At 59.6% G+C, this 23,765-nt stretch carries 22 protein-coding genes; 4 read left to right on the top strand and 18 right to left on the bottom strand.

The features are described 5' to 3' along the window. The first annotated feature begins 144 nt into the window (after positions 1-144). Positions 145-1,335, top strand: a complete 1,191-nt coding sequence (locus IE123_RS03805) for an amino acid aminotransferase (RefSeq protein WP_189515229.1) — start codon at positions 145-147, stop codon at positions 1,333-1,335. Positions 1,336-1,395: 60 nt separating this feature from the next. Here the strand turns inward: IE123_RS03805 and IE123_RS03800 are convergent, their stop codons facing one another. From IE123_RS03800 to IE123_RS03790, 3 genes are all read right to left on the bottom strand, one after another. After that, positions 1,396-1,965, bottom strand: a complete 570-nt coding sequence (locus IE123_RS03800) for an EF-hand domain-containing protein (RefSeq protein WP_189515227.1) — start codon at positions 1,963-1,965, stop codon at positions 1,396-1,398. 60 nt (positions 1,966-2,025) lie between these two features. Beyond that, a complete protein-coding gene (locus IE123_RS03795) occupies positions 2,026-3,351 on the bottom strand; it encodes an MATE family efflux transporter (protein ID WP_189515892.1) in 1,326 nt (441 codons plus the stop codon). Positions 3,352-3,507: 156 nt separating this feature from the next. Beyond that, positions 3,508-3,978, bottom strand: coding sequence for a hypothetical protein (locus IE123_RS03790; RefSeq protein WP_189515225.1), 471 nt, complete (start codon positions 3,976-3,978; stop codon positions 3,508-3,510). Positions 3,979-4,137: 159 nt separating this feature from the next. On the opposite strand from IE123_RS03790, the gene IE123_RS03785 reads away from it, so the two are divergent. After that, positions 4,138-5,094, top strand: a complete 957-nt coding sequence (locus IE123_RS03785) for a LysR family transcriptional regulator (RefSeq protein ID WP_189515223.1) — start codon at positions 4,138-4,140, stop codon at positions 5,092-5,094. A gap of 54 nt (positions 5,095-5,148) precedes the next feature. Here the strand turns inward: IE123_RS03785 and IE123_RS03780 are convergent, their stop codons facing one another. From IE123_RS03780 to leuC, 15 genes are all read right to left on the bottom strand, one after another. Then, positions 5,149-6,342 (bottom strand): O-succinylhomoserine sulfhydrylase, encoded by a 1,194-nt coding sequence (locus IE123_RS03780; RefSeq protein ID WP_189515221.1) that lies wholly within the window; start codon positions 6,340-6,342, stop codon positions 5,149-5,151. A 155-nt stretch (positions 6,343-6,497) separates the two neighbouring features. Beyond that, positions 6,498-8,015, bottom strand: a complete 1,518-nt coding sequence (gene purF / locus IE123_RS03775) for an amidophosphoribosyltransferase (RefSeq protein WP_189515219.1) — start codon at positions 8,013-8,015, stop codon at positions 6,498-6,500. A gap of 59 nt (positions 8,016-8,074) precedes the next feature. Next, positions 8,075-8,629: a CvpA family protein gene (locus tag IE123_RS03770; RefSeq protein WP_189515217.1), complete on the bottom strand. Its 555-nt coding sequence runs from the start codon at positions 8,627-8,629 to the stop codon at positions 8,075-8,077. Continuing rightward, the gene (locus tag IE123_RS03765; protein ID WP_189515215.1) at positions 8,626-9,369 is read right to left on the bottom strand and encodes an SPOR domain-containing protein; all 744 of its coding nucleotides are present in this window, start codon (positions 9,367-9,369) and stop codon (positions 8,626-8,628) included. Before IE123_RS03765 ends, IE123_RS03770 begins: the two co-directional genes overlap by 4 nt. 15 nt (positions 9,370-9,384) lie before the next feature. Continuing rightward, entirely contained in the window at positions 9,385-10,650 is a 1,266-nt protein-coding gene (gene folC, locus IE123_RS03760; protein WP_189515213.1) for a bifunctional tetrahydrofolate synthase/dihydrofolate synthase, read from the bottom strand. Between the two features lie 5 nt (positions 10,651-10,655). Then, positions 10,656-11,588, bottom strand: coding sequence for an acetyl-CoA carboxylase, carboxyltransferase subunit beta (accD, locus tag IE123_RS03755; RefSeq protein WP_189515211.1), 933 nt, complete (start codon positions 11,586-11,588; stop codon positions 10,656-10,658). A 164-nt stretch (positions 11,589-11,752) separates the two neighbouring features. Next, a complete protein-coding gene (locus tag IE123_RS03750; protein WP_189515208.1) occupies positions 11,753-12,385 on the bottom strand; it encodes a phosphoribosylanthranilate isomerase in 633 nt (210 codons plus the stop codon). An 18-nt stretch (positions 12,386-12,403) separates the two neighbouring features. After that, a complete protein-coding gene (gene truA, locus IE123_RS03745; protein ID WP_189515206.1) occupies positions 12,404-13,315 on the bottom strand; it encodes a tRNA pseudouridine(38-40) synthase TruA in 912 nt (303 codons plus the stop codon). A gap of 102 nt (positions 13,316-13,417) precedes the next feature. Next, entirely contained in the window at positions 13,418-15,004 is a 1,587-nt protein-coding gene (locus IE123_RS03740) for a type IV pilus assembly protein FimV (RefSeq protein WP_189515204.1), read from the bottom strand. 74 nt (positions 15,005-15,078) lie between these two features. Continuing rightward, entirely contained in the window at positions 15,079-16,194 is a 1,116-nt protein-coding gene (gene asd, locus IE123_RS03735) for an aspartate-semialdehyde dehydrogenase (RefSeq protein WP_189515203.1), read from the bottom strand. A 20-nt stretch (positions 16,195-16,214) separates the two neighbouring features. After that, complete coding sequence (locus IE123_RS03730; RefSeq protein ID WP_268246921.1) at positions 16,215-16,838, bottom strand: GNAT family N-acetyltransferase; 624 nt, start codon at positions 16,836-16,838, stop codon at positions 16,215-16,217. Positions 16,839-17,002: 164 nt separating this feature from the next. Continuing rightward, positions 17,003-18,010, bottom strand: a complete 1,008-nt coding sequence (locus IE123_RS03725) for an SDR family oxidoreductase (RefSeq protein WP_189515198.1) — start codon at positions 18,008-18,010, stop codon at positions 17,003-17,005. Positions 18,011-18,174: 164 nt separating this feature from the next. Next, on the bottom strand, positions 18,175-19,257 hold the full coding sequence (leuB, locus tag IE123_RS03720) for a 3-isopropylmalate dehydrogenase (protein ID WP_189515196.1): 1,083 nt from the start codon (positions 19,255-19,257) through the stop codon (positions 18,175-18,177). A gap of 109 nt (positions 19,258-19,366) precedes the next feature. After that, the gene (gene leuD, locus IE123_RS03715) at positions 19,367-20,029 is read right to left on the bottom strand and encodes a 3-isopropylmalate dehydratase small subunit (protein WP_189515194.1); all 663 of its coding nucleotides are present in this window, start codon (positions 20,027-20,029) and stop codon (positions 19,367-19,369) included. 29 nt (positions 20,030-20,058) lie between these two features. Then, entirely contained in the window at positions 20,059-21,516 is a 1,458-nt protein-coding gene (gene leuC, locus IE123_RS03710) for a 3-isopropylmalate dehydratase large subunit (protein ID WP_189515890.1), read from the bottom strand. A gap of 171 nt (positions 21,517-21,687) precedes the next feature. Between leuC and IE123_RS03705 the strand changes: the two genes are divergently transcribed. After that, positions 21,688-22,575, top strand: a complete 888-nt coding sequence (locus tag IE123_RS03705) for a LysR family transcriptional regulator (protein WP_189515192.1) — start codon at positions 21,688-21,690, stop codon at positions 22,573-22,575. Positions 22,576-22,754: 179 nt separating this feature from the next. Beyond that, positions 22,755-23,696 carry a nucleoside-specific channel-forming protein Tsx gene (locus IE123_RS03700; protein WP_229819571.1) on the top strand — a complete coding sequence of 314 codons (942 nt, stop codon included), beginning with the start codon at positions 22,755-22,757 and terminating at the stop codon, positions 23,694-23,696. The last annotated feature ends 69 nt before the right edge of the window (positions 23,697-23,765 follow it).

The following is a 23,765-nucleotide window of genomic DNA, read 5'->3' as shown; positions in this document are numbered from 1 at the left end:
GGTCCTGAGATGTTCCAGCTCAAGCGCGCACAGGGATATATTATCGGCGGTAGCAGTGGCGGCCCTGCAGTGGCATTATTTCTCCTGTACCACCTACATGCCTATTCATTCATGACCGCCAACCCGACGAGGTAGTCATTCAAGATGTTCGAGCGTATCGAGCGAGTTCCCGGGGACGCCATCCTCGGTCTGATCGAAGCCTATCAACAGGATTCCAACCCCAACAAGGTCGATCTCGGGGTCGGTGTCTATCGTGATGACAAGGGCCGCACGCCTGTACTGGCGACGGTCAAGAAAGCAGAAGAGCAGCTTTATCAGCAGGAAGCCACCAAAAGCTACATTGGCTCCCACGGCGATACGCGCTACACCCAGGCGGTCACCCGAATGGTGGTTGGTGAAGACTCTGCGGCGCTGAACGACCAGCGTATCAGCACGACTCAGACGCCTGGTGGTACCGGCGCCCTGCGTCTGGCGGCGGATTTTTTAAAGTCCCACCTGTCAGGCCGTGCCATCTGGCTGAGCGATCCCACCTGGCCCAATCATCCGGCCATCTTTGAAGCAGCCGGCATCGAGGTCAAACGCTATCCTTACGTCAATGCCGACAATCGCCTGGATTTTGACGCCATGCTGGCCGCTCTCAGGGAAGTCCCCGAAGGCGATATCGTCCTGCTGCATGCCTGCTGTCATAACCCGACCGGCTTTGACCTGTCCGAAGATCAGTGGCGCGAGATTCTGGAGGTGGTCAAAACGCGCGGACTGCTGCCGCTGATCGACTTCGCCTATCAGGGCTTTGGTGACGGGCTGGATCAGGATGCCTTTGGCGTACGCCTTTTCGTCGAAGCACTCGATGAAATGCTGATCACGACATCCTGCTCGAAAAATTTCGGTCTCTATCGTGAGCGCACCGGCTCCCTGATGGTGCTGGCCGCCAATGAAGAGCAGATGCAAAACGTACGCACCCAGGTCGCCATTGCAGCCCGCGAGAACTATTCCACACCGCCCTCTCACGGCGCCGCGGTTGTCGCCGAGATCCTGAACTCGCAGACGCTGACCGAACAGTGGAAGCAGGAGCTTGCGGAGATGCGCGGTCGTATCAATGACCTGCGCAGTGATTTCGTGGCCGCCTTCCGCCCGCATGGTCTTGAAGAGCGCTTTGCCTTTATTGCCGAGCAGCGTGGCATGTTCTCCTACACCGGACTGACGCAGGCACAGGTCAAGCGGCTGCGTGACGAGTTCAGTATCTACATGGTCGGCTCGGGGCGTGCCAATATTGCCGGGCTTTCCGGTGATTCGCTGGAATACGTGGCGCGCGCCATTGCCACGGTCGTGAAATAACGCTCAGGCGTCCATAAAAAAAGCGAGCCTGATGGCTCGCTTTTTTCATGCCTGAACATGTCAGGGTGACATCACATCCTGAACACTGTCGTCGGCTGGATTTTCCTGCGTATCTTGCCTATCAGACGCCTCTTGTTCGGAAGAATCAACTGATGGGGCCACTCCCCATGCCGCAGCCGAGGGCGTGCTCAATGTCGCAGGGGGCGTGGTGGCTCCTGATCGCCATATTTGAGAAGGCGGCTGTGGCGGCAGGCGCCATGAAGAAGAGACGGCTTCCTCCGACGTGGCGATATTTGAAGCCTGCGCTTTCTCTAACACCTGACGCTGAAAGGCAGGCTCTCTGAACCGCTGTCGAAACTCCTTTCGCGACACCTGGCCGTCGCCGTTTTTATCCAGCGTATTCCAGTAACTACCCAGACCGATGCGCTCAATATCCAGCGCACCGAGACCACTGCGCGGATCACTATTGGCCTGATCGAAGACCCTGTCGGCATCCTTGTCAGTAACGTCAGTACTCTGGCTCGTGTGCTGAGCGCACCCTGCCAGCACTACCATGATGACAATCCCTGACAACCTGTTGCGATGCCACACTGAATTCCTGCGCATGCCCGCCTCCGCACCATCGATCATGAAATAGTGCTAATACTATAAACACAACGTTGGCAATCTTCACGCAAGACGGTCATGACTTCAGCCAGATACCACACTGTCCTGTCCGCGCCCCTTGTCTCCCAGTATGCGGCGATAGCTCCACCAGGCCAGTACCCCGGCCATGACATTGCCTACCGCAGCGCCAATGCCCAGGCCCATGAAGCCGCCCAGCCAGGCCCCCAGGCTCAGACAGGGCAAATAGCAGACAAAAAGGCGCATGAAAGAGACCGTTACGGCCCGACGCGGCCAGCCCAGGGCATTGCAGGCTGATACGACCAGCATGCAGATGCCCAAAAAGGCGTAGCTGGGCAGCATGAAATACAACAGTGTCGCGAGCATGCCGCGCACCTCTTCGTTACCGGCCAGAAGCCCTGCCAGCGGCATCGCAGCAGCGCTGAGCACAATGCCAAGTACCAGCTGCCAGACCAGCACCACGCGCGCTGCCAGATTCATCAGGGCACGAATTTCCTGCCAGCGCCCCGCGCCAAAGCTGCGCCCAAGCCAGGGGGGCAAGGACATGGTCAATCCCAGCACCACCAGAATGACAAAGGTTTCCAGGCGCGCGGCAAGCCCCCAGGCCGCCACGGCGGCTTCACCGAGTCGGGCAACGATCCCGGTGGCCGCCAGTGCCGATACCGCCGGCAATAGCTGGGAGGCCATGGCCGGCAGCGCAATGCCCATAAAGCGCCCAAGGGAGTCACGCCCTTCCTGACGAAGGCCGGTACCAGCCAGCCAGTCGCGCTGGGCAAGGCTTCGCGCCAGAACCACAAGCCCGATGGCAAAGGCAATCAATGTCGCCCAGGCAGCGCCCGCCAGCCCCCAGCCGTCAAAGGGACCCACACCGAAGATCAACATCGGGTCCAGCACCAGATTGAGAAGGCTTGTCAGCACCATCATGCGCCCAGGCAGACGTGTCTCTCCATGAGCGCGAAAAAGGCTGTAACCCAGATACAGCAGTGCGCCTATCCAGCTGGCCAGAAGCCAGGGGCCCCAGTACTGGTGGATCAATACCAGCGTCGCGTCATTGGCGCCCAGCAGGCGGAAGATGATGGGCTCCAGTAGCCAGAGCACCAACAGCAGCAACAGCATGGCAGCGCTGCCGCCCAGCAGTACCAGACTGCCCAGCCGCCGGGCACGGGCCTGCTCACCGGCCCCCAGCGCACGCGATATCAGGGCCGCAATGGCAATGCCGAAACCGACCTGTACACCGATAATGACCGTGACTACCGGAAAGGTGAAGGACTGCGCCGCCAGCGGCTGGGTACCCAGTCGGGCAATGAAAATACTGTCGATCAGATTGAAGCCCAGAAGCGCCATGACGCCTACGGCCATGGGAAGCGTCTGACGCCAGAGGGTTTTACCCATTTCTCGGGTTTGAGGCGATGCCACGGCACCTCCAGAGGTGATGGGTGAAAGTGAATGCGCCGCGCAGTCTAACCTTATGCACAAAAAAAAGCAGGCTGAGCCTGCTTTTCGGATCATCGCTCCTGATCGGTCAACAGGACGTCAGAAGCATGTGTGTTACATGGAGGTCAAAATCTCGTAGCTGGTGTCCGAGCTTGAGGGGCTTTGAGTGGTATTGCCGTCCACCACCAGCGTGTATTGTCCGGCGGCAAGGGTGCTATCAATATTGAAGTCGCCCTTTACGTCACTGGCGCTGCTGGCCACGACCTGGCCCTGCTCATCCAGCACCATCGCATTGAGACGATAGGAAGGATTGACCGACCCTGCAAAATGCCGGCTGGCCAATTGCACATTGCCGTCGTTTTCCAGGTTGAAGGTAAAACGATGCGGTGCCCCCTGTGCAGCGTAGTGGGTGCCGGTCAGCCCCTGAGCAGTAGCGACTGCCTGTGCTGACAGTGCACTACCATCAGTATTGAGAGCAGCGCCATTGTTGGCTGTCATGAATTGGCCTTCAGTGGTAGAGGCCATGCTCTGCTGGGCCATCAGGGTAGTCAGTGAGAGTGCAGCGATCAGAAGTGTGCGTGTCATGTCATGTCCCTTTTCAGTGTGGTATATCTCGGGCTGTGTTCGGCATCGCCCGTATCGATAGCGTTATTCTCCACCTGAAAACACTTCTGATCGATGCACCCTATAACAACTTTGTGTTGTGCCAGACGCAACATTCCCGTCGGGAGGCCGTAAGCGTTCATGGATCTATCCAGCCGTCTTTTGCTTTTGGCCGAGGTTGTTGATGCCGGAAGCTTTACTCGCGCCGCCGACCTTCGCCATGTTGACCGTTCGGTCATCTCAAGACAGATTCGACAGCTGGAAAACGAGCTGGAAGTAAGGCTTTTCAACCGTTCAACCCGCGTGGTGCACCTGACAGATGCCGGTCGGGAGATCTATCAGCGCGCCCTGCGGCTGCGCGAGGCACTCGAAGATGCCCGACACGTGGCAGAGGCCTACCAGAGTGCGCCGCGAGGTGTGCTGCGTATCAATGCGCCAACGGATTTCGGTAGACGTTACGTGGCGCCGGCCGTTGGGCTTTTCATGCGACGCTTCAAGGATATGCGTGTCGAGCTACAGCTTGATAATGCCTATGTAGACGTTATTGCCGGCGGCTACGATCTGGTCATACGCATCAGTGAGCCGCAGGATTCCTCGCTGATTGCACGTTCGCTGGCGCGCAATCATCAGGTCATCTGCGCCAGCCCTGAATTTATTCAAAGACATGGCCTGCCTGAAAGTGTCGATGACCTGCTTCTGCTGCCGGCCGTGACCTATTCACGCGACGATCTATCGCTGGATTACCTTCACTACTATAACGAGCACGACCATATCGTACGCGGCGCGCTGAACGCACGCTTTCGTGCCAATGACCCCGAAGTCATGGTCAGGGCCATGCTGGTGGGACTCTGCTATGGCGTCATGTCGGCCTTCATGCTCGAAGAGGCCTTCAAGGACGGCAGACTATTTCCGATTCTGCCGGAGCTGCGTCTGGCCCCCAGCCCCGACATTTATATGGTCTACCCCCATCGCGAATTCCTGACGCTCAAGACCCGACGCTTCATTGAGTGTCTGCAGGAAGTCGTCGGCGCGCCGCCGGTCTGGGAGCGCAACATGCCCAGCATCAGCATGTTGCAGGGATACAATCCCATGGCCTGAGCCTGTCTGTCAGGGCTTTGGAAAGGCCCCGAAGCCCTGACAGCGTCGCATCATTTACAGCGCATCCAGCCCGCGCGCCAGATCCTGTTTGATGTCTTCAAGATGCTCAAGCCCGACCGCAATACGGATCAACCCTTCCGTAATACCGGCCGTGGCGCGCTGCTCATCGCTCAGCCTGCCATGAGTTGTGGTCGCCGGATGGGTGATGGTGGTCTTCAAATCGCCCAGGTTGCCGGTAATCGACAAAAGCCGTGTGGCATCAATGACCGACCAGGCCCCCTTACGACCGCCTTTCACTTCTACACCCAGCACGGCGCCAAAGCCACTCTGCTGGCGTGCAGCCAGCTCATGCTGTGGATGAGAGGTCAGGCCGCTGTAATGCACCTTTTCAACACCGGGGTGTGCCTCGAGCCACTGCGCCAGCGCCAGGGCGTTGTCACAGTGCGCGCGCATGCGAAGCCCCAGGGTTTCCAGTCCCTTGGTGAAAATCCAGGCATTGAACGGGCTCATGCTCGGGCCACAGGTGCGTACTACCCCGTGCACTTCCTTCACGAGGTCGGCGCGACCGGCCACGGCGCCGCCGATGGCGCGCCCCTGCCCGTCCAGATACTTGGTGGCCGAGTGGATGATCAGATCCGCACCATGCTCCATCGGGCGCAGCAGCGCCGGCGTACAAAAGCAGTTGTCGATGGCAAGCCAGGCCCCATGTTCATGCGCGATATCGGCCAGCGCGCGAATATCGGCGATCTCCGAGAGCGGGTTGGAAGGCGTCTCGGCAAAGAGCAGTTTGGTGCGCGGCGTCATGGCCGCTTTCCAGGCCTCCAGATCGGAGAGCTCTACAAAGTGTGTCACCACGCCGAACTTGCCAAAGTATTTGGCAAACAGGCTGACCGTGGAGCCAAACAGCGCCCTTGAGGCGACAATCTCGTCGCCGGCTTCCAGAAGCCCGAGCACGGTTGACATGATGGCAGCCATTCCCGAAGACGTGGCCACACAGGCCTCGGCTCCTTCCATCGCCGCCAGACGCGCTTCAAACGTCTGTACGCTGGGGTTGGTAAAGCGCGAGTAGACATTGCCCGGCTCTTCGCCGGAAAACTTGCGCGCCGCCTCGGCTGCACTGTCATAGACAAAGCTTGAGGTGGGAAAGATCGGCTCGCTGTGCTCCTGCTCGTGAGTACGCTGATGACCGGCGCGAATGGCCAGCGTATCCGGATGCAGATGATCGCCCTGGGCGTCTTTTTCGAACATGGTGGCTTCCTTGAATGGTCGAAGACCGTGACATCAACGACAAATGCCCGGGACAGGCATGCCCGTCATCGTCATGAACAAAATGACCGGGCGCGTGGCCCGGTCATTCAATGAATACCCTTCAGCGTTGTCTTACCCTGCCGCGGGTACGGGGATCAGTCAACTTCCTCGACATCGTTATGCAGATCCACCTGCGCATGCCCCCCGCTGGACTGCTGCTTGGCAGCATCGTTACGAGCGATTTCAAGCCGGGCCAGATAGTCCGGATCGATATCTCCTGTGACATAGCGACCGTCAAAGACCGAGCAATCGAACTCGGAAAGCCCGGGATTGATCTCCCTGACGGCTTCCTTGAGATCGTCAAGATCCTGATAGACCAGCCGGTCGGCCCCGATCAGTTCGGCGACATCCTCGGTCGTGCGATCAAAGGCAATCAGCTCCATGGCCACCGGCATATCAATGCCATAGACATTGGGGTAGCGTACTGCTGGCGCTGCGGAGGCAAAGTAGACATTTTTGGCCCCGGCCTCGCGCGCCATCTGAATGATTTCGTTGCAGGTCGTGCCCCGCACGATGGAATCATCCACCAGCAGCACGTTCTTGCCGGCAAATTCGATATCGATGGCATTGAGCTTTTGCCGCACCGACTTCTGACGCTGGGTTTGCCCCGGCATGATGAAGGTACGCCCGATATAGCGGTTTTTCATGAAGCCTTCGCGGTACGCCACGTTCAGATGCAGCGCCAGCTCCAGTGCCGCCGTGCGACTGGTATCGGGAATGGGAATGACGACATCAATATCGTGATCGGGCCAGTCACGCTTGATCTTTTCGGCCAGCTTTTGGCCCATGCGCATGCGTGTGGCATAGACATTGGCGCCATCGATGATCGAATCCGGGCGGGAAAGATAAACGTATTCAAAAATGCAGGGCGTGAGCCGGGCATTTTCGATGCACTTTTGCGTATGCAGATTGCGCGCCATATCGATATAGAGCGCCTCACCCGGCGCCAGGTCACGAATCAGTTCAAAGCCTGCCACATCAAGGGCTACCGACTCGGAGGCGATCATGTACTCCGGGCCTTCAGGCGTGTCGCGACGACCGAACACGATCGGGCGAATACCGTGGGGATCGCGAAAGGCGACCAGCCCCTTGCCATTGATGATCGAAACTGCCGCATAACCGCCCTTGCAGCGACGGTGCACCCGGCGGATGGCATCGAAGATGTCTTCTGGCTCCAGATGATGCCCCTGCTTGCCCAGCTCGTGGGCAAAGACATTGAGCAACACCTCGGAATCCGAGCTGGTGTTGATATGGCGCAGGTCAGTATTGAAAAGCTCCGCGACAAGCTGCTCGGAGTTGGTCAGATTGCCGTTGTGTACCAGCGCGATGCCAAAGGGAGAGTTGACATAAAACGGCTGGGATTCCGATTCACTGGCAGAACCGGCGGTAGGATAACGCACATGGCCGATGCCGATGTTGCCCTTGAGTCTTTGCATGTGACGCGTATGAAAGACATCGCGCACCAGACCATTGCTTTTACGCAGCAAAAAGCGTCCGTTATCCCAGGTCATCATGCCGGCAGCATCCTGCCCCCGGTGCTGCTGCACCGTCAGCGCATCATAGACTGCCTGGTTTACCATCGAGTTGGCCATCAGGCCCACGATACCGCACATGCGTTACATCCTCGCTGTCGGTGACTGCCGGCATGTTGCCGGCGATACTGATCGCTTGATCATTGCGACATCTGCCTTGGCAGATGTCCCTGCAGTTCTCGAGCGCGCTGCGATGCTTCATCCATGAGGGTCTGATCCCTGTCGAGCTGCTGATACTGGCGAATGGCCATATCACGCCCCTGCTCAACCCAGGGTAAAAATGTCGACTGTTGCCAGTCGGCGGTCTGACTCAACGGCGTCAGACCGACCACGGCCACAATCAAAATGAGAACGAAACCGCCTCGCAGCAGGCCAAACCCGGCCCCCAGGAGTCGATTGAAAAATCCCATGCCCACCCATTCGATCATCGCATGAAGCAGCCTGATCACTATATTGGCGAGCAACAGCACCACAAATATCACCAGCACGAACCCAACGACCAATCGAACCTGTTGACTATCGATATAGTCGGCAAAAAGACCGGCGGCAGGCGCTGCCAGAGCGCGGGCTGCCAGCAGGGCAGCAATCCATGCTGCCAGTCCAAGCCCCTCACGAATGAATCCGCGTGCAAATCCTGACAGGACGGAAAAGCCCAGAATGATGACAAAGGCCCAGTCAATCCAGGTCCAGCTCACTGACCACCCTCACGGCGTACGATCAGTCCCTTGATGTTGGCCTTTTCCTGAAGCTGGGCACGGGCCCGCTCACTTTCTTCGGTTGAGCCGTACGGGCCAACATAGACCGTGTTGAGCTCGCCACGCGGCTGCTTATAGGCCGCAAAGCCCTGCGCCTTGAGCTGTTCGATCAGACGATCGGCATTTTCGGGCTGACCGAAGCTGCCGGCCTGTACGGCCCAGCCACCGCTGCCGGAAGGCTGTGATGCACTGGTGCTGTTACGGTTGGCCGCCGCCATGATCGGGTCGCCCGAAGAATCATCGCTGCGCGCCGGCGTCTGTCGCTGAGTACTGCTGGAAGTACCCTGAGACGATGTCGCACGGCTACTGCTGGACGATGCGGCAGTGCTGTCATTGTTGCGGGGGGCGCTGGTGTCACGTGTGGCAGTCTGCGGCGATGACGGCTCACTGCGTGCCGGTGCCGATTCACGTTGACGATCCGGGAACAGCTGATTGCTTTGATTGGCCTGTTCCGGGCGATCGCTGACCTCAGCGTTGCTGTCTTCACTGGCAGGCAGCGGTGACCGCGGGGCCTCCACGTTGCGCTGCGGCATTTCGATGGGCTGTTCGATGATCATTGATGAATCATCGGCGCGCTTTTCCTCATCGCTTGAGCCACCAAACAGGATCGGCAGCAGGATAAGGGCCAGGGCCACGATAATGACGATACCGCTGATGCGCTCACGCATGCCGTATTTCATGCGACTCTCTCCTTGTTACGCGGTTCCCTCACCCCTTTCGAGCCGAGCCAGTACTTCTGCCACGGTAAAAAAGGAGCCGCAAACCAGTACGTCATCATGTTGTGAATGTTGTTCAAGCCAGTCGATACCCGCTGTCGGGCTCTCGGCCACGGCAATGACCTGCCCGCCACGGGCACGAATGATGTCCGCCAGCGTCTCACCACCCCGCGCACGTGTGCCCGACAGCGTCACCGGCAGCCAGTCATCCACGACCGGCCAGAGCGCTTCGATCACGCCTTCGGCATCCTTGTCGCCCAGCATCCCCAGCAGCGCTACGCGCCGCGTCACAGGCCTTCGTGACAGCTGAGCGGCTACGTACGTGGCCGCGTGTGGGTTGTGGGCGACATCCAGACAGTAACGGTCGATGCGCTGCATCCGCCCTGCCAGGCAAATGCCGGAAAATGCCTGCGCCAGACTCGGGGCTTCAAGCGTCATGCCCAGTGCCTCGAGCGCTGCCAGCACACTGGCGGCATTATCCAGCGGCAGCCCCGGGTCTGGCAGATGCTGCCACACCGGCGCTGTCTCATCGCCGGCGCGATGCCACTGCCAGCAGCCGTCTGCCTCGCGCTGCCAGTCAAAGTCCTGCCCCAGCACCAGCGCGCGGGAAACGGGCAGCGCAGCGGCATGAGCCGCGACACTGGCGACCATCTGGCGACTGCCCAGAATGGCCGGTCGGCCGGCACGCAGAATGCCGGCCTTCTCGACCCCGATCCTTTCGATATCGGTGCCGAGAAAATCGGCATGATCGAGTGCTACGCTGGTCACGATGCCGACATTGGCATCGATGATATTGGTGGCATCCAGCTGCCCGCCGAGTCCGACTTCCAGAATGGCGATATCCGGTGCGCGATCCCGAATGATGACAAGTGCGGCCAGCGTGCCCATCTCGAAATAGGTCAGCCCGGTATCAGCGCGTACGGCCTCGATGCGCTCAAAGGCATCAATCAACGACTCATCGCTGACCTCTTCGCCATTCAGCCGCAGACGTTCGTTATAGCGCAGCAAATGCGGCGAGGTATAGCTGGCAGTACTCAAGCCATGGGCTCGTGTCACGGCGTCCAGCATGGCCACGGTTGACCCCTTGCCGTTGGTACCGGCTACGGTCACTACCTGCCGTGCAATGGGGCCGTCCAGCAGTCCCAGTCGCTCGGCCACGATACGAATGCGCTCAAGCCCCAGATCAATGGCAACCGGGTGCAATTTTTCGAGGTGGGCAAGCCACTGTGTCAATGTGCGCGACATGGCAATCAGCGCGCGGTCTCGGCGCTGTACGGCGCCCCGTCGTCACCTTCCACGTCTTCAAACATGGTGACGGCAGGTTCAGAGGGGCGATCGGTCAGCGTACGCAGAATGCGTCCCAGACGGGTGCGCATCTCGCTGCGGTGAATGATCATGTCGACCGTGCCGTGCTCCAGCAGAAACTCACTGCGCTGGAAGCCCTCGGGCAGCTTTTCACGTACGGTCTGCTCGATGACGCGCGGACCGGCAAAACCGATCAGTGCATTGGGTTCGGCCACGTTGAGATCACCCAGCATCGCCAGTGAGGCCGACACGCCGCCAAAGACCGGATCCGTCAGCACCGAGATGTAGGGAGTACCGGCTTCACGCAGGCGCTCCAGCGCCGCCGAGGTCTTGGCCATCTGCATTAGCGAGAAAAGGGCTTCCTGCATGCGCGCGCCGCCGGAGGCAGCGAAGCAGACCAGCGGACGCTTCTCTTCACGCGCGATGGTGGCGGCACGTACGAACTTCTCACCGACCACGCTGCCCATGGAACCGCCCATGAACTCGAACTCGAACGCCACGGCCACCACCGGCAGGCCATCCAGCGTGCCCTTCATGACGACCAGGGCATCCTTTTCTTCGGTGGCTTTCTGCGCACCGGCCAGACGATCCTTGTACTTCTTGGAATCACGAAACTTGAGGCGATCTACTGGCTCAAGCTGAGCCGCGACCTCTTCGCGTCCTTCGCTATCCAGAAACCAGGAAAGGCGACGACGGGCGTTCAGACGCAGATGGTGGTCACACTTGGGGCAGACATTGTGATGCCGCTCAAGCTCGGGCCGATAAAGGACAGCCTCACAATTGGGACATTTACGCCACAGGCCGTCGGGGATGTTGTTGCGACGATCGGTACGGGCAGTACGCCCCATTGAAGGAACAATCTTGTCGAGCCAGCTCATCGAGAAAGGGCTTCCATATCGTTGATGGTCAGTCTTTTAAAATGGGCGCGCCGAAAAAATCGTGTGGCGCATGTTCCCATTATCAATCATCGACGGTAGCGAGGGCCAGCCCGGCGTACAGGGACACCTGCATAACCTTCTGCTACCGCCTGTCAGCATCAGGCTCAGGGCGCGGCCGGGGAACCGTCAGCGCCCTGCGCCCGATCAATGAAGCGCCTGATCAGGTCATGATCCTTGGCACCAAAGCCGGCTTCCACGCCACCGGAGACGTCCAGTCCGTGGGGCGCCACCTGATGAATGGCATCGGCAACGTTATCCGGCGTCAGGCCACCGGCCAGTATGATCGGTAACGCCAGATCACGTGGCACGCGAGACCAGTCAAAGGTTTCACCGGTACCGCCTGGCACGCCGGGCCGGTAGGCATCCAGCAGCAGGCCACGCGCCTGATGATAGCGCTCGGCTTCCTGATAAAGGTCAATATCATCGCGCATGCGCAGCGCCTTGAGCCAGCTCATGCCGTAAAGATCGCAGGCCTCGGGCGGCTCGTTGCCATGAAACTGAAGCATGTCAAGCCAGGGCGCGCAGTCGGTAATGAGATCGGGGTCCTGATCGACAAAAAGCCCGACCCGGGTCACAAAGGGCGGCACCCGGGCGGACAGGCGCTCGAGCTGTTCAATCGTCAGGGCCCGCTTGCTGCCGGGCCACATGACAAAGCCCAGCGCATCGGCACCGGCGTTGACTGCCGCATCGACATCCGCCTCACGGGTCAGTCCACAAATCTTGATTCTGGTTCGCATGTACAAGTGCCCTGACGATTACAGGTGTCCTGCCGGTTCACCGCGATAGACCGGACGCTGGTAGTTGGAAACGGGCAGCGCACGCGCACCGGTCCATTCACCGCTGAAGTAAAGCTCAGCCGGGCCCAGCGGCTCGGTCGGCAGATTGAACCGTGGATCATAGTACACATCCACAAAGTGCAACCCCTGCGCCGGTGCGGTCGCCTCGGAAACCGTGCGATCCCTCCCCTTTAGAATGTCACGCGCCAGGGAGATATCGCGGCGCCCGTCCCCGATGGCGATCAAAACACCCGCGATATTGCGCACCATATGATGCAAAAAGGCATTGGCCTGAATATCGATGACCACCATGGGCCCCACCCGCGTGACTTCAACGAAGTGTACGTGACGCCAGGGCGTACTCGACTGACAGCCGGCGGCGCGATAGCCCGAAAAGTCATGCTCGCCGACCAGCACCTGCGCGGCCTGATGCATGCGCCTTTCATCCAGCAGGGTTCGATGCCAGGTCATGTGCTCGGCTTCAAGCGCCGGCGGCATGGGCTGATTGAGAATGACATAGCGATAGCGGCGGGCAAGACTTGAGAAGCGGGCATGAAAATCGTGTGGCATGGCACATGCCCAGCGCACGGACATGTCGCGCGGCAGATTGACATTGGTACCCATGACCCAGGCCTTCAGCGTGCGGGCACTGGTCGTATCAAAATGCACGATCTGGCGAGTGGCATGCACGCCGCTGTCAGTGCGTCCGCTACACATGACCTCAATGGGCGATTGTGCGATGCGCGACAGGGCCGTCTCGAGACACGCCTGAAGGGAAGGTCCATGACTCAGGCGCTGCCAGCCCTGATAGGCCGTGCCACGGTATTCAAGGCCCAGCGCGATACGTCCACTGACGCGTTCTTTTTCATCCAGTCGTGTAAAAAGGGACATGTGACTCGGTAATGCGAGGGTGCCCGGCCGTGGCAGGCATGCTTTCCCCGGCCGGCACCCCTTATGTAAGGGATTGGCACATCGACACCGCCACCCACCCTTTCAGGCATGGCCAGAGAGACGATCTGCATTGGGGCGCTCATTATCCGTATCGACGCTCTCGAATGCCACCTCTTCCAGCGTCCAGTCCCGAGGAAAATCTATCGCCGGCGTCGGGGAAAAATCTGCGCCCCTGTCGTTGGCAATATTCAGCGGGATGTCCTGCATTGCATCGAGGCCCTCGTGATGGATGGCATCAGGCTGTAGCGACCAGCGCGGCGCAAGAGCCGGTGTCTCGTCGATCAGCGCTGCTGCTGCGCTCTGTTGCTGGCCATCGTTAGCGTCGTGGCTTATCTCATCGTACGCCCCACCCACCTCCAGCGCCGCCAGCGCGCGTATCAGGTGAAAATCGTTCGGATAGTGCTCAAGTCCTTCCCGGAGCATGGTAATGGCATGATCGCGCCGACCATGACGGTAAAACACCTCTGCTTCATTGCAGATGGCATCAATGTGATCTCGATGCGCCGTCCAGGCCGCACTCTGCTCGGTACCGACCGCCACCTGCTGGTTTTCGCTGCCCTTGTCAGCCACCAGTGCTTCCTCTGAATGAAGAGATGCTTCTCCCAGCGGGGAAAGCTCCGCGGCGCTGACCAGGCGATAACGCCGCTGCTGCAAGCGGCGTACCAGCGCCCAGAGACCTGCCGACATCAATAGCAGCGCCGCCAGCCCATAGACCCAGATAAAGCTGTTATCCCGATCAACATCGGACTGCTCGGGAACGGCTGCTGCTTCCTGAAGCGAGGCCTCCTGTAACGGCACAGCAGGCTGTGAGATAGCGTCAGAGGTATCAGAGACAGACACGGCGGCAGAGGCAGATACGTTGGTCTGCTCCAGCTGATCCAGCCGGGTTTCCAGCGCCTGCTGGCTCAATGCCAGTGCTTCCATCCCGGCGGTGTCCGGCGTGCTCTGACGCTCAAGTGACTGCGCCCTGACCGACTCGAGGCCCGCCATCAGCGCGGTCTGCGCCTCCTGGCTGGTACGCAGCTGTTGCTCCAGGCGCTCGAGTCTTGCCTCAAGCGCGGCAACACGTCGGTTATCCTGGACCGGCGCCTCACGCACCGAGCGCTCCGGAGCGCCCGCACGGTCTGTATTACTCGGTACAGGGGCGGAGGCTGCAGGAATACTGTTCATGGTGCTGCGCCTGGCAGATGTGCCAGCAGTGGCCATGTCTCCGGAAGGAGAAGCCCTGGTAGCAGGCAGCAGGGTCAGCTGTGGCGTCAGCTCTCCCTGTGGCCAGCGGATCGTGAGCACCACATCAAGCCAAGGTGTCACGAGCGCCCGGCTGCCCTGAAGATCCAGATAAAGATGGCCGGGCGTGCCGTTGACTGCCAGCTGCAGGGTGTCAGTATCGGCGCTTCGCATGATGTCCATGGCCTGCCAGCGTTCACTGTCTGCCAGACTGACCCGAATGTCACCGGCACGCAGAGCGCCGGTATCGAGCAGCGCCACGCGCGCCTTCAACGGTTCATTGAAGCCGGACATGACCTGCGGCGTGGCAATGCCCACGGCATGTGCCGTTGCCGAGACAGACAGCAGCAGCGCCGTCAGCAGGCAGTCCCGCAAACGCAAACCACAGGGCCAATCGGCCATTACATTCTCCAGAGCAGTCAACAAAAAAGGCGCCTCAATGAGGCGCCTTGTATTGCATAACGATGGCAGATGCGTCAGTGGCGCTCGACCAGCAGGGCCAGCATGCGTCGCAGCGGCTCCGCGGCACCCCACAGCAGCTGATCACCCACCGTGAAGGCAGAGAGATATTCACCGCCCATGGCCATCTTGCGCAGACGACCCACCGGTACATCGAGTGTTCCGGTCACGGCCGAAGGCGTCAGGCGCGCAAGCGTGGCGTCCTTGTCATTGGGGACAACACTGACCCAATCGTTATGACGTGCAATTCGATCCTCGATCTCGTCTATCGGCACATCGCGTGTCAACTTGATCGTGAAGGCCTGCGCGTGAGAGCGCATCGAGCCGATTCGAACGCAAAGACCATCGACCGGGATCGTATTGGGCGCCAGCCCCAGGATCTTGTTGCTTTCGACGCCACCCTTCCATTCTTCCTTGCTCTGGCCGTTATCCATCTTCTTGTCGATCCAGGGCAGCAGGCTGCCGCCCAGCGGCGCGCCAAAATGCTCGATCGGGAAATCCCCATCGCGCATGGCTTCAATGACCTTGCGATCGATATCCAGAATCGCGGAGGCCGGATCATCCAGCTCGGCGCGGGCGGCATTACCCACCAGTGTCATCTGGTTGAGCAGCTCGCGCATGTTCTGCGCGCCGGCCCCGGAGGCTGCCTGATAGCTCATGGAGGTCATCCACTCGATGAGCCCGGCCTCATAAAGACCGCCAAGTCCCATCAGCATCAGGCTGACCGTACAGTTGCCACCGGCAAACGTTTTAAAGCCATCATCCAGGCGCTGATCGATGACATGCCGATTGACCGGATCCAGTACGATGACCGTGTCATCATTCATGCGCAGGGTGCTGGCAGCATCGATCCAGTAGCCCTTCCAGCCGGATTCGCGCAGCTTCGAATACACCTGCGAGGTGTAATCCCCGCCCTGGCAGGTGACGATCACGTCCAGCTCGGCCAACGCCTGAATGTCAAAGGCATCCTTGAGCGGCGGCACATCAACGCCCACGTCAGGTCCGGGCTTGCCCGCCTGAGAGGTTGTAAAAAAGACCGGCTCGATCTGTTTGAATCCGTCTTCTTCCAGCATGCGCTGCAGCAGCACGGACCCCACCATACCGCGCCAGCCGACAAATCCGGTTCTCAACATCTTCTGTTCCCCTGTAGTAATCAATGATTGGAGAGCGTCGCCTCAAACTCGCCCTGTGCCTCGAGCTCACGCATAAGCCGTGGATGCAGACGCGCCATTTCAAGACTGTCCAGATAACGGCCCTGCCCAAAGGCCATACCGCGGCTGAGGCCTTCGCGCACAAAACCGTGGCGTTCATAAAGCGCGATGGCACGCTGGTTGTGGCTGTATACGCCAAGGCTCAAGCGGGTCACGTTGAGCCAGTTGTCTGCAAGATTGATGGCCGCTCTTAAAAGCTGACTGCCCATACCCTGACCTGCATAGTCAGGATGCACGGACAATCCCAGCGTACGCACGTGGGCCACACGCGGTGAATCCGCCACCGGATGCAGGCCGATCAGTCCCAGCAGCACGTCGGGCCTGCCAGGATCACATGCCGCCAGCATATGATGACCGTTGGCAGTATCCAGACGCCGTTGCCAGCGTGACAGTGATGTAAAGGGCAGCTGCATCGTATTGGGATAGACCGCCTCATGACTGAACATACGCCAGACTGCCTCGGCGTCATTCACATTCGCCTGGCGGATCAACCATTGTGGTTTTTCATCTTCTGCTGACACGCTCCCCCCATGCCCGAAATGCTCTTCTGCCAGTCTACCAGGCATTGCAGGGACCAGCTACGGGGATGCCCCGCCAGCCTCCCATATCCGGCCATCAGACATGAAAAAGCGGTAACGGGCAGCACATCCGTTACCGCGAAAGCTTCATCACCACACATATAACGATCTTTCAACAGGATCGTTACTGCAGCAATGGGTATCCGGCCCGCCTAGCGTCTTTTGGACAGCAGCCTGATGGCCCCGATTCCGAGGGTTGCCACTGTCGCTGCTGCCAGTGCCGGATGTTTGGACGCCTTGACATAAAGGCTGGTATCCCGATACCAGCGCCCTTCATGGGTTCCGCGCTCATGCAAACCATAGCCGTGCTCATGAAGTCCCTTGTTGGCGCGGGCCGGTCGATGCGACAGCTGCGAGCGGAACATGTAGCCTTCCATGAACCTGTCCGCCAGCCTTGGTGACAGCCCGCCCAGCACGGTAAGGAGTTTGGACTGAAACCCCACGAACATGTCGCGCCTGGGGTGCTGGGCAGCATGCACAATGGCCTCGGCTACCGTTTCGGGTGCGTAGATCATGTCGTGATGGGCCGGCTGATACTGCTCGTAGTTCTGCGCATGGTCGTTGTAGGGCGTATCGATACGCCCCGGATGAATCAGCGTCACCGAGACGGGCACATGGTCATGCTCAAGTTCCATGCGCAGTGCATCAGTCCAGCCATGCACGGCGTGCTTTGACGCGGCATAGGTCGATTGCAGGGGCGTGGCACGATTGCCAAAGAAACTGCCTACATTGATCAGTGCCGCGCCCACGTTTCGCTCCTGAAAGTGCGCTACGGCCGCACGTGAGCCGTACACCACGCCCCAGAAGTTGGTATCGAACATGCGCTGCATGTCCTCAATGGACACCTCCATGCAGCGTCCGAAAATCGAGACGCCGGCCACATTGACCCAGGTATCAAAACGTCCGAAGGCCTCGATGGCCGACTCGCCGATGCGGGCCACATCGCTTTCGCTGCCGACATCGGCCACCACGTAGATGGCCTTGCCACCCTGCCCCTGGATCTCTTCGCAGAGCTTTTGAAGTGCTTCTTCATTGCGTGCCGCGAGTACCAGTCTGGCTCCCTTTTTTGCAGCCATCCTGGCCGTGACCAGGCCGATGCCGCTGGAAGCACCGGTAATGACCATGACCTGCCGATCAAGCGGCTTCAGTGAAACTCTCATAATCCATGACCCTGACAATGATAGGAAAAGGCATGCCCTGGAGGCAGTACCTTCAATCTAGTGCGCTATCAGGAGATGTCAGAGGGGACATACCGAGAAATTGATCCGTCATAAGAAAGACAGCGCCGCAGTGGGCGCTGTCTTCTCTTGTGACTGACAATGGCCTACTGCTGCAGAAACGCGGATACGACGGCGTCGCCCATTTCCTCGGTCGTGACCTGGCGCGTCCCTTCATAGGCAATATCCGCCGTGCGCAGGTTCTGATCCAGCACTGACCCCACGGCACGCTCGATGCGATCAGCCAGTGCGGGCGCATCCAGGGAATAACGCAGCATCATCGCTACCGACAGGATGGTCGCCAGCGGGTTGGCCAGCCCCTGACCGGCGATGTCCGGCGCGCTGCCATGACAGGGTTCGAACATGCCCTGACCACTCTCATTGAGTGAGGCCGACGGCAGCATGCCGATCGAGCCGGTCAGCATGGCGGCAGCATCGGAGAGAATGTCACCGAACATGTTGCCGGTGACGATCACATCAAACTGCTTCGGCGCGCGCACCAGCTGCATGGCAGCGTTATCCACGTACATGTGGGAAAGCTCGACATCCGGGTATTCCGGCGCCAGCTCGTTCATGATGTCGCGCCACAGGATGGTGACTTCCAGTACGTTGGCCTTGTCAACGCTGCACAGCTTCTTGTTGCGCTTTTGCGCCATCTCGAACGCGACTCGCCCGATGCGGCGAATCTCGTGCTCGTCATAGATGTAGGTATTGTAGCCGTAGCGCGTGCCGTCTTCGCGGGTCTCACGCCCGCGTGGCTGACCGAAATAGATACCGCCGGTCAGTTCACGCACGATCATGATATCGAGCCCCGACACCACTTCCGGCTTGAGACTCGAGGCTTCGACCAGCTGCGGGTACAAGAGCGCCGGACGCAAATTGCCAAAGAGATTGAGCTCCTTGCGCAATGCCAGCAGCCCTTTTTCCGGACGATTGGCGATGTCAGGCATGGTGTCCCACTTCGGCCCGCCCACGGCGCCCAGCAAAATGGCATCAGAAGCCCTTGCCTTCTCCAGTGTCTCCGGCGCCAGCGGCACGCCCGAGCGGTCGATCTCGGCACCACCGACCGGCGCCTCTTCAATCTCGATATCAAGACCTGCTTCGCGACAGGCTTCGAGCACACGGCGTGCCTGACGGGTAATTTCCGGCCCGATACCATCGCCCGGCAGTACAAGAATGCGTTGTGTCATGACCCATATTCCATTGACGCCACCCCTGCCCGGGCATGGCGTTTTCCTGCATGAAAGATATAACGGGCGTCAGCGCCGCAGCACCCGAAAAACGACAAGGGGCAAGGCCTCAGGCCTGTCGGACCGCCCCATCACGGAAAAGCCACGGCTGCGCGGCGCGATGACGCGTCTCAAACTCGCGAATGGCCTCGCTGTTATCGGTCAGGGTCAGGCCGATATCATCCAGCCCGTTTTCCAGACAGTACTTGCGAAACGCATCGACCTCGAAAGCGATGGACTCGCCTTCGGGCGTAAGAATCTGCTGGTTGACCAGATCCACATCCAGGCGATAACCGGGCGTTTTGTCGACGGCGTCAAAGAGTTGATCCACCGTGGCTTCATCAAGCTGGATCAACAAAAGTCCGTTTTTGAAGGCGTTGTTGAAAAAGATATCGGCAAAGCTCGGCGCGATGATGACGCGAAAGCCGAAGTCTTCCAGCGCCCAGGGCGCGTGCTCGCGCGAACTGCCGCAGCCAAAGTTCTTGCGGGCCAGCAGCACGCTGGCACCCTCGTAACGAGGCTGATTAAGCACGAACTCCGGATTGATCGGGCGGTTTGCGCAATCCTGTCCCGGATACCCCTCATCCAGATAGCGCAGCTCATCAAAGAGATTGGGGCCAAAGCCGGTGCGCTTGATCGACTTGAGAAACTGCTTTGGAATAATCAGGTCAGTGTCGACATTGGCGCGATCCAGCGGCGCGACCAGACCCTTCTGGCGTACAAAGGATTTCATGATGTTCTCCCTGAAAATGGCGCGAAGGCTTAAAGACCGACAGCGCGTCTGGTCGGCGCCGGCGTGCCCACAAACTCACGGACATCGACAAAGTGGCCGGCAATGGCCGCGGCCGCCGCCATGGCCGGGCTGACCAGATGGGTGCGCCCACCATATCCCTGACGTCCCTCGAAGTTACGATTCGAGGTCGAGGCGCAGTGCTCGCCGGCGCCGAGCTTGTCGGCGTTCATGGCCAGACACATTGAACAGCCCGCCTCGCGCCATTCAAAACCGGCGTCACGAAAGACCTGATCAAGTCCTTCCTGCTCGGCCTGGCGCTTCACCAGCCCCGACCCCGGCACCACCATCGCCTGCTTGATGCTGCCGGCCACCTGACGGCCTTCCACCACGGCGGCTGCGGCCCGCAGATCCTCGATACGTGCATTGGTGCAGGAGCCGATGAACACGCGATCCAGCTGAATGTCGGTCATCTTCTGCCCGGCGTGCAGCCCCATGTATTCCAGCGCCCGGGTAATGCCGCGACGCGTGGTGTCATCGGTGGCCTGTGCCGGGTCAGGCACGCTGTCATGAATACCGACGACCATTTCGGGACTGGTGCCCCAGCTGACCTGCGGCTCGATGGCCGCAGCGTCCAGCGTCACGACCTTGTCAAAGACAGCGTCATCATCGGACACCAGCGAGCGCCAGTTTTCCACGGCGGCGTCCCACTGTTCGGGCGTCGGCGCAAAGGGACGCCCCTTGACGTAATCGATGGTGGTCTGATCGACCGCCACCAGGCCCACGCGAGCACCCGCCTCGATCGCCATGTTACAGATCGTCATGCGACCTTCCATGGACAGGTCGCGAATGGCACTGCCGGCAAATTCGATGGCATAGCCGGTACCGCCTGCTGTACCAATCCTGCCGATAATGGCCAGCACGATGTCCTTGGCGGTGACATGGGGGCCAAGCTGGCCTTCCACACGTACCTGCATGTTCTTCATCTTGCGCTGAATCAGACACTGGGTGGCCAGCACATGCTCGACTTCGGATGTGCCGATACCATGAGCCAGCGCGCCGAAGGCGCCATGGGTGGCGGTATGCGAGTCGCCACAGACCACGGTCATGCCCGGCAGCGTCGCGCCCTGCTCGGGGCCGATGATGTGCACGATGCCCTGGCGCACGTCGTTGATGCCAAAGGTCTCGATGCCAAAGCTGGTGGTGTTGTCATCCAGCGTCTGCACCTGAATGCGCGAGACGTTGTCCTCAATTCCGGCAATCCCGGCACTGCGTTCCTTGAGCGACGTCGGCACATTGTGATCGGCCGTGGCGATATTGGCATCGATGCGCCAGGGGCGACGGTCGGCCAGACGCAGTCCTTCAAAGGCCTGCGGTGAAGTCACCTCATGCAGCAAATGACGGTCGATATAGATCAGTGAGGTACCGTCATCGCGACTGGACACCAGATGCGATGCCCAGAGCTTGTCATAAAGCGTCTGTCCTGCCATGTCGTCTCTCCTTGCGCCAGAGGCGCGTTCACGGTCCAGGGTGCTCTGGAGCTCTTGTGGTGGGCCATTGTCATGACGGCTCATCAGCACCTGTATGGCGTCTACACTACGCCGCGATATACCATGAAAGCAATTCATCCTATTCATGACATGCATTCCACAGGGGAATCCATGGAAACCGAAAGCCTGCGTGCCTTTGTGGCGGTGGCCGAATGTGGCTCCTTTTCACTGGCCGCCGACGAGATTCACTTGACGCAATCCGCTGTCAGCAAGCGCATTGCTACGCTGGAATCCCAGATTGATGCGCGCCTTTTTGATCGCATCGGTCGCCGCATCGCCCTGACCGAGGCCGGACATACGCTACTGCCCCGCGCCCGGGAGATTCTGGGGCTTTTCGAGGACACCCAGCGGGCGTTAACCAATCTGAGTGGCGCGGTGCGCGGTCGGCTGAGCCTGGCCACCAGCCATCATATCGGCCTGCACCGCCTGCCGCCGGTGCTGCGGGATTACACCCGGTGCTGGCCGGACGTACGACTGGACATGCAATTTCTGGATTCCGAGCAAGCCTATCAGGGCGTACTGGATGGCTCGCTTGAGCTGGCACTGGCAACGCTTGCGCCGCAGACGGCAAAGCCCATTATCGCCACGCCCTTATGGATGGATCAGCTGCATTTTGTCTGCGCTCCAGACCATCCGCTGGCGCACCAGCACGCGCTGACGCTGGCCGAGCTCAGCCATGTGGACGCCGTATTGCCCGGTGAGCAGACCTTTACCCGTGCCATGGTCATGAGCGCCTTTGCCCGTAAAGGACTCGACGTCAGCGTATCCATGTCCACCAACTATATGGAAACGCTCAAGATGATGGTCAGTATCGGGCTTGGGTGGAGCGTTCTACCCGAAACCCTGCTGGATGGCAGCGTGCATCGGCTTGAGGTCGACCATCCGCCGATCCAGCGCCCGCTGGGCTATCTCTTTCATGAGAATCGAACGCTTTCCAATGCTGCGCGCGCCATGATCAAACTGCTTGAAGCGTCCCGTTATCCGGCCCGGACTGACTAAAAGGACGGCTGAAAAAGCATCCGGCAACAACACGGAAGTTGCATCATGAAGCCCGGCGTGGTGCCATCGCAGCCGGCAGATTACCCTGTCGAACACAACGATAATCCGACCAATAACAACATAACGTCCTGCAAGGAATGATCATGCTCAACCCTTCGTGCATGCCCCGACCATGCCAAATGGCTCTGTGCGCCTGTCGCGGCGTCCCTCATGCCCTGTTGGCGACCGCCCTGCTGCTGCCGCTGTTGGCCCACGCCGATCAGGAGCCCCTTGATACCCCTGCCGCCTCGGGTGAGACCGCCAGCTACGAAACAACCGAGGATGCCCCCCGCAGTGCCTATCTCTCGGACTGGTACAACCAGAATGTGACCGTCATCGGCAGCAAGAACATCCGCTTCGGCCCGCAGCAGATCGATGACATCTACCTGGAGTATGAGTTCTTCGGTCGCAAGGGGCCGCTGGATCTCTACGGCTATATCGACATGCCCAAATTCTTTGGCATCGGCAACGCTGCCGACAGTGGCATTTTCGATAACGGCTCGCCGATCTTTGCCGAGATCAAGCCACGGCTATCAATCAACGAACTCAGCGGTCGTGATCTGCGCCTGGGGCCCATCAGCGAATGGTATCTGGCGGCCAACTGGATTTATGACTGGGGGCGCAACAGCGATAATCGCCAGAACACGCTCTATACCGGCCTGGGCACGGATATTGATACCGGCACACCGCTGGATGTCTCGTTCAATTTTTATGGCAAATACCAGTGGGAGAATTACGGCGCTGACAATGAAAACAGCTGGGATGGCTACCGCGCGCAGCTCGAGTACAGCTACCCGCTGGCAAGCTTTGATAACGGCGCCAGTCTGTTTTACGCCGGTTTCACCAACTACGATTTCGGCTCTGATCTGGGGGACGGTGACACAACGCGTACCAACGAATCGGTCGTGGCCACCAACGCCTTTGTCTATTCCTTCACCCATCTGCGCTTTCTGGCCGTGGCCCGCTATTTCCATAACGGCGGCCAGTGGAATGACGGCAGTGAGCTGAATTTCGGCGATGGCGATTTCAGCGTGCGCAGTACCGGCTGGGGGTACTACCTGGGCGTCGGCTGGCAGTTCTAGTTTTTCGGGCGATCATAATGAAAAAGGGCCGGTCATGTGACCGGCCCTTTTGCCTATCCTGCTTCCGCC

This window comes from Kushneria pakistanensis, from assembly GCF_014652795.1.
In the GTDB taxonomy this organism is placed as follows: Bacteria; Pseudomonadota; Gammaproteobacteria; order Pseudomonadales; family Halomonadaceae; genus Kushneria; species Kushneria pakistanensis.
This window is presented reverse-complemented; position numbering and strand designations above follow the sequence as displayed.

Bases quoted from the DNA above. Each gene is read 5' to 3' on its own strand.
- IE123_RS03805 (WP_189515229.1), top strand. From the start codon at position 145: ATGTTCGAGCGTATCGAGCGAGTTCCCGGGGACGCCATCCTCGGTCTG.
- IE123_RS03800 (WP_189515227.1), bottom strand. From the start codon at position 1,965: ATGATCGATGGTGCGGAGGCGGGCATGCGCAGGAATTCAGTGTGGCAT.
- IE123_RS03795 (WP_189515892.1), bottom strand. From the start codon at position 3,351: ATGGGTAAAACCCTCTGGCGTCAGACGCTTCCCATGGCCGTAGGCGTC.
- IE123_RS03790 (WP_189515225.1), bottom strand. From the start codon at position 3,978: ATGACACGCACACTTCTGATCGCTGCACTCTCACTGACTACCCTGATG.
- IE123_RS03785 (WP_189515223.1), top strand. From the start codon at position 4,138: ATGGATCTATCCAGCCGTCTTTTGCTTTTGGCCGAGGTTGTTGATGCC.
- IE123_RS03780 (WP_189515221.1), bottom strand. From the start codon at position 6,342: ATGTTCGAAAAAGACGCCCAGGGCGATCATCTGCATCCGGATACGCTG.
- purF (WP_189515219.1), bottom strand. From the start codon at position 8,015: ATGTGCGGTATCGTGGGCCTGATGGCCAACTCGATGGTAAACCAGGCA.
- IE123_RS03765 (WP_189515215.1), bottom strand. From the start codon at position 9,369: ATGAAATACGGCATGCGTGAGCGCATCAGCGGTATCGTCATTATCGTG.
- folC (WP_189515213.1), bottom strand. From the start codon at position 10,650: ATGTCGCGCACATTGACACAGTGGCTTGCCCACCTCGAAAAATTGCAC.
- accD (WP_189515211.1), bottom strand. From the start codon at position 11,588: ATGAGCTGGCTCGACAAGATTGTTCCTTCAATGGGGCGTACTGCCCGT.
- IE123_RS03750 (WP_189515208.1), bottom strand. From the start codon at position 12,385: ATGCGAACCAGAATCAAGATTTGTGGACTGACCCGTGAGGCGGATGTC.
- truA (WP_189515206.1), bottom strand. From the start codon at position 13,315: ATGTCCCTTTTTACACGACTGGATGAAAAAGAACGCGTCAGTGGACGT.
- IE123_RS03740 (WP_189515204.1), bottom strand. From the start codon at position 15,004: ATGGCCGATTGGCCCTGTGGTTTGCGTTTGCGGGACTGCCTGCTGACG.
- asd (WP_189515203.1), bottom strand. From the start codon at position 16,194: ATGTTGAGAACCGGATTTGTCGGCTGGCGCGGTATGGTGGGGTCCGTG.
- IE123_RS03730 (WP_268246921.1), bottom strand. From the start codon at position 16,838: ATGCCTGGTAGACTGGCAGAAGAGCATTTCGGGCATGGGGGGAGCGTG.
- IE123_RS03725 (WP_189515198.1), bottom strand. From the start codon at position 18,010: ATGAGAGTTTCACTGAAGCCGCTTGATCGGCAGGTCATGGTCATTACC.
- leuB (WP_189515196.1), bottom strand. From the start codon at position 19,257: ATGACACAACGCATTCTTGTACTGCCGGGCGATGGTATCGGGCCGGAA.
- leuD (WP_189515194.1), bottom strand. From the start codon at position 20,029: ATGAAATCCTTTGTACGCCAGAAGGGTCTGGTCGCGCCGCTGGATCGC.
- leuC (WP_189515890.1), bottom strand. From the start codon at position 21,516: ATGGCAGGACAGACGCTTTATGACAAGCTCTGGGCATCGCATCTGGTG.
- IE123_RS03705 (WP_189515192.1), top strand. From the start codon at position 21,688: ATGGAAACCGAAAGCCTGCGTGCCTTTGTGGCGGTGGCCGAATGTGGC.
- IE123_RS03700 (WP_229819571.1), top strand. From the start codon at position 22,755: ATGGCTCTGTGCGCCTGTCGCGGCGTCCCTCATGCCCTGTTGGCGACC.